Here is an 8,172-nt window from a genome sequence, read left to right on the forward strand (position 1 = left end):
CTGATCGTCACCTGCCGGCTTAACGGCGTTGACCCCGAGACGTGGTTGCGTTACGTCATCGGTCATATACAGGACTGGCCGGTGAACCGGGTCCGCGATCTGCTGCCATGGAAGGTCGAGCTTCCCTCTGCCTGAACGTCAATACGGTCTGAATGCGACGCTTACGGGCGTAAAAACCATTTCAAACCGGAAAAAGCCCGGCTGCTGGATACCACCTGGCCGGTTCTGATCAGTTTCTGCGACAAGGGCAAACATTCTGTCGGCATGTGCACGTCGCGGCTGGCTCACGAGGTCAGTCCGAAAGACGAACATGGCAACGTCATTCCGGAGACGGCCGTCACGGTGAGCCGCATGTCTCGCCTGATTAGCGAACAGGTCCGGTATGGCGTACTCGCGGTGTCGGAAGAAAAAATGTGGGATCGCGCGTCCGGGCAGTGGCTGCCGAAGTATGTCTAGATAACCGATGCCGGCTTCCGGATGCTGGGCGCGGATATGGACAGACTCGCAAAGGAGCAGGAAAAGGCGCTGCGCAGGAGCGAGGAACGCCGGCAGATGATAGCGGAAGGGCTGATGCGGGAGGATGAAGACATCTCGCCACAGGCCGCCCGACGTCGCTGGTACGACCGCAGGAGGATCGAGTCGCTGAAATACCGCCGTCAGCAGGGGGCGATGCGTAAGCGGGCCAACCGGCTCAGCAGCCATCCGCGTGACGTCCAGGTGTTTGAGGTGATGAAACACCTGCGTAAAACGCTGCCCGCAGGCGAGCTGCTGTACTGCACGGATGAGCGTCTTGAGAAGCTGGCCATCCGGCAGCTCTTCCAGATGCAGCTGTTTGAGGCACACGACACCCACGTCTGACGCGTAACTCCTGACATACAGACCATGCCCCTTAACCGGGGCTTTTGCCGTGGTTTTTTTTCAGGCTCCGGCCACGTCTTCTCAATTATTCCCGTTTCATGCCGGCCGCGACGTCGTTCATGCGCCGGCAGCGTGCGCAAAACCCCGTCGCCGTCCTTTTATTCACAGAAATCCGCAAAGGGATAACCTCAGAAAGCAGCAAACGGATATCAGATAATCTGCAAAACATTCGTAAACACTGTTTTAAGGTCTTCCGGATAAACCCGGAATGGTCTCTGTCACCCGCGACACTGTGGATAAGTGGAAAAGGCCTTCGCTCGCAGCGGCCGCAGGCGTCCGCGCCGCTCAGAACGAGAAGTAGCTCCCGCTGACGCGGGCCCCAAAAGCCCATCATTTTAGTTACAGCATACATTCATTCACTGTAAACAGCACCGGCGCAGTTCTGCACTCTGAGTGCCCCTCCAGGCAGGGACCGGAGCCGGACCTGAAAACCCATCGCCCCCACTGACCAGCCGCCCCCGCCCGGCCCTTCGGGCCGGAACAGGAGTGGCTGATTAATGGGTGTTGTAACTAATGGCTTTTGTGTCGCTGTGGGTAGAGTTGCTTCTGCTTACAGTGAACACCCCCCTAAGCGTCAGCAGCAAGCTGCCGACGCCAAGGCCCCGGAAATCACGCCCTTCACGTCGCAAGCGCCGTGAAGCCCGCTCACCGGGGTTAAAAGGGTTTACATAAACTTCTTCATTGCTGAAAGCACGTAACGCTGTTCAGGAAAAGGTAGGGTAGGGCACGATATATAAAGCTGTAACCGGCTTCGCCGGGCTACCGGCGCCAACAGGCCAGTTCACCATGTCGGGCATCGGCTGGCGCCTTCATGCCGCTGAAGCGGCATTTAAGATGGTGACTTCATTACCTCAAGTCAGTCTTTGATTCTTATGACATTTCAGGAAAAACGACCAATTTTTGCCAGAGGCGGACATATAAAGAGGTGTCATAGTGAGTTAGTCGCTCTTTCTTCTCTGATTTCCCCATCAGATTTCTGGATTATGATAGATTTTTGCTCATAATGATTTCGGAAAAAGGTAAAAGCATGATTCTTCTAAGAAAGGCTCAGTGTAGTGATGCTAATGCAATTGCACTACTGCACGTAGCAAGCTGGCGAGATACATACAGGAATGTGATGTCTTTAGACTTTCTCGAAAATCATGCGGAAGACGAGCTCATTTCTCACTGGCAGCATTTGTTAAATCAAAGCAGCCCAGATGTGTCTGTCTTTGTCGCAGAGAAAAAGGGAATTATTCAGGGATTCATTTGTGTCATGCTAAATAAGAACGCGCAATGGGGTACTTACATCAACAGCCTTCATGTTAGTTCTGAATTGCGTGGCCAGGGAGCAGGAAAAAGATTGCTGCATCATACAGCAGAATGGATACGCAGAAAGGATTCTGAATCGCCGCTTTACCTGTGGGTATTTGAGGATAACGTCAGGGCAATCCATTTTTACCAGAAGCTGGGAGGGATTATCACAGAGCATACAGTATCAGACATGCCCTGGTCAGATAATGCTCCAGTGTTCAGAATCAGCTGGAAAAATGCCGATATACTAGAAAAAAATACCCGCTGACTCTTCACTGCGCATTTGAGATGTTGCGATGCATCAACTATGCCGGCATATTTTACTGAAAATGAGATTTTGTGAAATCGGCAATCAATAAGGACATCGGACTGAGATTCAATCATACTGGCCGCAAGATCCAAACTACCCGTTCCGTTGATTATACTCAATCCTTATCAATATTTTCTCAACTACCACCGTGCCTGCTTATGCTAACTGGAACCCCGGACTTTTCAGCGATGGCGCAGGGAAAAGTAAAAGATGGCTCCGGTAGCAGTAAGACGCTTCAGAATCTCAATGGAGATCATCCGCAGCAGAGGAACAAACCATCCGCCCTGCTGTATAGTCCCGTTCAGTCCAATTTCAGTGCAGGCTCCAGGTGAGCGTTTCTTCCGGCGGCTATTCCGGTGCAGGCACCTGCGATAGCAATTGCTGCGGTCAACAGTAATGGTACCGTCCAGCCTCCGAACAACTCCTGTACTTTGCCCAGCAACAGTGGACCCATCGCTGCCATAAGATAACCGACACTCTGTGCCATGCCTGACAGCGCCGCAGCATCACCGGCGTTTTTAGTACGCAGCCCGATGAAGATCAGACCCAGCATCATGCTGGCACCTGAGCCGAAGCCGAGAAGCGCAGCCCACAGCATCGCCAGATTCGGCAGATACAGGATGCCGATATAGGACAAAGCGGTTACCAGGCTGACGCCAGCAGCAGCTAATTTCTGATCGTTAAGACGGCGCAGCGTGGCGGCCAGAATCAGGCCGGGAATGGCGGTGGTCAGCTGAAGGATACCGTGTACCTCACCAGCCTGAGCTGAGGAGAGTCCACTGTCCGTAAGAATGGCTGGCAGCCAGCCGACCGCAACATAAAACGGCATCGCATTCAGGCCCATAAACAGAGTGACCTGCCATGCCAGAGGTGAGCGCCAGACCGCGACGATTGCCGTTCTATTCTCACCCGCTGCTGGCAGCTGATGCTTTTTCGTTAACTGGGGCAGCCATAAAAGCAGCGCAAGGAGCGGTGCAATAAACAGCATGGCTAACGCCATATTCCACCTATTCAGACCTTGCCATCACGACTGTCCTGATGATTAAACGCGTATTCCGGCTGACCCTGCGAGCCGCACAGGGCTTTATTGATTCCATTTTTTCCCTGATGGGACTCCCACTGCGCTGCCCGGACTACAGCAGCGTCAGCAAACGGGCGAAGTCGGTCAATGTCAGTTTCAAAACGCCCACCCGGGGTGAAATCGCGCATCTGGTGATTGACTCTACCGGGCTGAAGGTCTTTGGTGAAGGTGAGTGGAAAGTTAAAAAGCACGGCAAAGAGCGCCGCCGTATCTGGCGTAAACTGCATGTGGCTGTTGATGGTAAAACACACGAAATCATCTGTGCGGATTTGTCACTGAACAACGTAACGGACTCAGAAGTCTTCCCGGGTCTTATCCGGCAGACTCACAGAAAAATCAGAGCAGCAGCGGCCGATGGCGCATACGATACGCGTCTGTGTCATGACGAACTGCGTCGTAAGAATATAAGCGCGCTCATCCCTCCCCGAAAAGGGGCGGGCTACTGGCCCGTTGAGTATGCAGAGCGCAACCGTGCCGTGGCGAATCAGCGTCTGAGCGGGAGCAATGCGCGGTGGAAGTGGACAACAGATTACAACCGTCGCTCGATAGCGGAAACGGCGATGTATCGGATAAAACAGCTGTTCGGGGGTTCACTGACGCTGCGTGATTATGACGGGCAGGTGGCAGAGGCTCTGGCCATGGTTCGGGCGCTGAACAGAATGACAAAGGCAGGAATGGCAGAAAGCATACGTATTGCCTGAAAAACCTGTCAGCTACAGAGACTTTCGCCCTGAGTATGATTTATTCAACAAAGCCCGCTGGCGTCATAAAGGGAGTGTTTTCGGGGCGCTGGCCTCGGCAGCTTGCTGCTGACGTTTAACACAGAAAAAAGCGTTAAAGATGCTTATAATCGGAACGATTACATTCAGTGAGAAAATAACTCGAATTTAATAATAAAGTGGTAATGGTCAATTGCGGCTGGCAGCTCTTCCGGTCTGCCAGCCTTTTTTCGCTTCTGGAACATAGCAGAAATGCACTGAAACTCAAATCAGGAGCAAACATCAACATCTTTCATTGCCGCTTTTAGGCAGATAATGGTCTGGTATTGAGTGTTAAATTCGCAGGTAATCGTACTGACGTTTTCATTTTTACTAAAAACGGTGTTCCTAGCGGCACGCCTTGATGTCGATATTTAACGCAAATTAGTCGTTTTTCAATATTTAAGGGTTGCAGCAGGCAGTAATCTAACTCGTTATGCCGCATCGCATTTGGCCTGAATACCGCGTGCCAAAATGCCTCCCTAAGGCACGCAGAAGTTACTTAAGCTGATTCCGGTATTACTCACATATCTGATTTGCTTTTAAGTTATGACATCTTTATGCTTAGATAGCCACCCCAGTGATGCTGCCTGCATCTTTAATCCCCATTGCCGTCACCGTATCGCCCGGTACCGTGAGATCCTTAGCGACAGTAGCATTTTAATAGCGTCAGCGATGGGCATATTTTTCATGCAGACACGCCATGTTGGGTTCTGCGTCCTCAATTTCTGACAACAGCGAGGTCAGAAACGACGCGCTGATGGAAATATTACGGCAGGCGCATCCGGAGATGCGCCTGCCAACAGACTGGAGTATGTAGATCTGTGTCAGCTTCATCGCGGCGGCAGGCCGGATGAACGAAGATGAGTTTCAACTGGGCACGGAAAGCGGTATCCGGGAGTCGGTGCACTCCGGCGAGCCCATGTTGCCGCAGTTAAGAGCGCATTTTATGTATTCACTGCTACGTTTTATGCTCGATTATGAAAATCGGAGCTGGGTCTTCAGATTCCATGGAACCCGCAAGGTAAACTTGAGAGTCTTACATTTAGTGTCTTTTTGAAGCGAATACTTGAACGCCTATTAAAGGCAGCCCATCTACCAATGATATATTTTCGATAGTATCAGCCAATTCTTTCGAGTGCGTATGAAACTCTCCGAGATTAGGATCAAATATGGTTGTTCTTTTACTGTCTGCTGATACAGAAAAGCCCAAAGCGTGTGCCATTTCCTAGCTGTATATTACCATGACCCCTTTTTTATTTTCTAAAATTGCATCACATAAGGAGCTTAACGCAGCTTCATCTGTACTCACCTGCCGCCCGGATTGCTTACACGCAATTAAGAAAGGTAAACCTGAGTTAGACTTGTCCTCCAGAACAGGTTTAAGCTTTAATCCTTTCAATTCAGCAGCTTGTAATAAACTTTCTGTGCCCGCCATTGCACCACTGAATACTCCGGGGTTTGCAGAAGCTTGTTCCAATAGAAATTTGTGCTCACTTCGATAGAAATTATGAACGGTACGAGCGTGTACTACCCCCTCAAAGGACCCCAGAAATCTCATTCTTTCTGCTGATGCGTAGGGCGTAGCGTGATCTTTTCCGGCATGAATCATGTTAATCCAGCTCAATGAAAGGCCAAAGCACATTGCTCGCTGACTGATGCCATGATTATTCGTGCAAATATCTTGATCAAATCTCGCCAATGTCATTGACGATAATTGAGCCGGAAGCTTTTTCCATCGGCCATCACTGAACTGTGCAGGATCAGGCATTTGATTCGCGACCGAAGCCGAAGACCCAGCCTGAACTGTGGTGAGGCTTGGGTGTTTGCCGATATGCTTAGACGTGATTGTCATATTTTCAACGCCCTATTCAAAAAGATAAGAAATTAGTGACTTCATAAGCGGTTCGGTTCCGCAGGTTTCTGAAGTTGGTCAGCCTTTTTCTCTTGGATTTGTCACATATGATGCTATCAAACTCAGGAGGCCAAGACAGCACAGCACGATGCTGCTTGCCAGGCTCTACTATCTCACCAGGCCTTAGGTTGATTTTCCATTCCACATAAGTTAACCAGCTTAGTAATCTGGCTAATCTACCCATTCAGATAACGGCTGATAAAAAAGGGCTGCTCTTTTAGTGGCCTCAGGGAGAGATTTTATTTCCAAGATCTCAATCTAACTGTGTGCCCCTTCCCCCCCAGGGACCAAGGCCATCAATACTGGCGCGAACAGATTGTGCGATGTAAGAAATATCTGCGCCCCCACGTTCAGCGGCCGGCGCAGCCCATAAGCGTCTGCCACCCAATGCAACACTCATTCAGCAGTTGCCTCCGGCATAGCGGGCATGATATTGACGCTCGCTCGACCATTCGCGCCGTTATGGTGACATCAAGCAGGTGCTTGTGCCGATGATCGTGGTGCAAAAAAAAGCAAAGTTGGCAATACCCATAACTGACCGACTACACTGAGCGACTCGCGCGCACTCTGAAGCGGTTTGCACGGGCTGCACGCAACGGAATCATTCCGCACTTATTTAGCTACTCGGGTAGAACATAACCACGACCGTACTCTTCAATCCATTTATGCATATTTTTATTTATCTGAAAATTTTGCTCTTGATGTTTAAATTTAAGTTTTGTCTTTAAATTTAATTCTAAAAGACCTTGTCCTGTCCAAGAATCTGCTATTGCCCCTCTGGGGAAATCTTTGCAAGGTTCAATGACAACATAGTTGTGACTTAATTTGTTATTGCTGACGATCTTGAAATTATCTAAACCTAGCCGATATTTTAGATGTAAAGCAACTTCTAACGCCTGCACATCGCAATTTGAAAATCCATTTTCCCTACATCTATCGATGCATTTTGAGATTTGTTGCGACGACATTTCAATAGCACCTCGTAATTCTCCATCGGAAGTTTTATAAATATATGATTGTTGTAGTGAAGCAAGAGACTTCAGCGTTTCTGTCGGATATGTTCTTTTCGCCGCATTTACATATTGTTCTGCTCTTCTCATTGTCATAAGCGCGTCTCCATCCAGTTTATGTGAATTGTTCATACGCCCCATCGCGGTTTGATACCCTGTAGTGGATAGCTGGGTTCTATCTGCAATTTCTCTTGTTAATGCACTCACACGTTCCGGCAATCCTAATGAGCTACTGGACGAAGATGTAGCGGGAATATTCGAAGATGAATCAGTGGAATATAACCAATATGATGTTGCTGAAGAGCTATTTATTCTATCCATTTGAAATCTCGATAATTGTAGAAATGATAAATAACAGGTAACGATTTGGTTTTGTGTGGTAAAAGACGATTTAGTTCCATGAGTATGGCGTTTAAAGGGAATTGTTTATTTAGACATTCGATAAGAATCAGACAACCACGAGCTGTTAACAGAAGCCTTATTGAACTGACGCCGGCCCGGCGTGATCTTCTGGTTGGTCCCACACAGGTAAACAATAGTGAAAAAGGCGTAAAAAAACCGCCAGACAAGGCGGTTTTTCATAGATTTCTACCGTTAAAACGGAACGCTACTGCAAATTTTTGTTAGTCAGGAAGCATCATCGGTGGTGTCATCTGCAGGCGGGCATGGGCCTCCATCATCACATGCTGGGTTGATGCGCAGCCCTTTAGAGGCTTTGTTGAATAAATGGATTTTATGCTGTGGTACTATGAAAACGGTTGTTTCAGATAACATAAAATCAATGCATTACATGCTTGCGTATGACGGTGTTCTGTCTGGCATCAGCGTTTTCTACCAAAACAGTGCAGACAAAACAGAATGATTACCTATTATTCAACAAAGCCCCT

General features: G+C 49.0%; 4 protein-coding genes and 3 pseudogenes. 4 read left to right on the forward strand and 3 right to left on the reverse strand.

Translation table 11 applies throughout. The features are described from left to right. The 3 genes and pseudogenes from F7Q90_RS23740 to F7Q90_RS23760 all read left to right on the forward strand — a co-directional run. Positions 1-135 (forward strand): transposase domain-containing protein (locus F7Q90_RS23740; protein WP_151161057.1); only part of this gene is annotated, 135 nt, incomplete at its 5' end. A 69-nt stretch (positions 136-204) separates the two neighbouring features. Then, a pseudogene (gene repA / locus F7Q90_RS27685) lies at positions 205-858 on the forward strand (plasmid replication initiator RepA). 1,177 nt (positions 859-2,035) lie between these two features. Then, positions 2,036-2,479: a GNAT family N-acetyltransferase gene (locus tag F7Q90_RS23760; RefSeq protein ID WP_237166169.1), complete on the forward strand. Its 444-nt coding sequence runs from the start codon at positions 2,036-2,038 to the stop codon at positions 2,477-2,479. Between the two features lie 343 nt (positions 2,480-2,822). Here the strand turns inward: F7Q90_RS23760 and F7Q90_RS23765 are convergent, their stop codons facing one another. Next, positions 2,823-3,521 carry an MFS transporter gene (locus F7Q90_RS23765; RefSeq protein WP_006122235.1) on the reverse strand — a complete coding sequence of 233 codons (699 nt, stop codon included), beginning with the start codon at positions 3,519-3,521 and terminating at the stop codon, positions 2,823-2,825. An 8-nt stretch (positions 3,522-3,529) separates the two neighbouring features. Here F7Q90_RS23765 and F7Q90_RS23770 point away from each other — a divergent pair. After that, positions 3,530-4,303: pseudogene (locus F7Q90_RS23770) on the forward strand (IS5 family transposase); the annotation flags it as partial. A 1,102-nt stretch (positions 4,304-5,405) separates the two neighbouring features. Here F7Q90_RS23770 and F7Q90_RS23780 read toward each other — a convergent pair. Beyond that, a pseudogene (locus F7Q90_RS23780) lies at positions 5,406-6,215 on the reverse strand (YopT-type cysteine protease domain-containing protein). Between the two features lie 680 nt (positions 6,216-6,895). Beyond that, complete coding sequence (locus F7Q90_RS23790) at positions 6,896-7,492, reverse strand: hypothetical protein (RefSeq protein WP_206536941.1); 597 nt, start codon at positions 7,490-7,492, stop codon at positions 6,896-6,898. Positions 7,493-8,172: the final 680 nt, after the last annotated feature.

The sequence above is a fragment of the Pantoea stewartii subsp. stewartii genome, from assembly GCF_008801695.1.
Classification (GTDB): Bacteria; Pseudomonadota; Gammaproteobacteria; order Enterobacterales; family Enterobacteriaceae; genus Pantoea; species Pantoea stewartii.